General features: G+C 45.1%; 1 pseudogene. It reads left to right on the forward strand.

What is annotated here, in order from left to right:
• A pseudogene (locus CWB77_RS18330) lies at positions 1-273 on the forward strand (TonB-dependent receptor plug domain-containing protein); the annotation flags it as partial.

Below are 273 nucleotides of genomic sequence, written 5' to 3' on the forward strand. Positions count from 1 at the left end.
CTTAAACCAGAATCAGCTTGGGGTATCGATTTAGGTTACGAATACCGTTTAGGTAAAAGTGGCGTTGTAGGTGTAAACGTAATTAACCGTCACGTTAGCGACCTTATTGAATTTGCCAGTACAGGTGATGAAGGCTCAGCAGGCGAAGGCACATTTGTACTGCAACCACAAACTACTGGGCATGGCACAGTTCAATGTATTGAGTTTGCTGTAGCCACGCCACTGAGCTCCTTACACATGCCTAACACAGGTATCAACTTAAAGTACTCGTGG

The sequence above is a fragment of the Pseudoalteromonas sp. S1610 genome (genome assembly GCF_005887465.1).
Classification (GTDB): Bacteria; Pseudomonadota; Gammaproteobacteria; order Enterobacterales; family Alteromonadaceae; genus Pseudoalteromonas; species Pseudoalteromonas undina.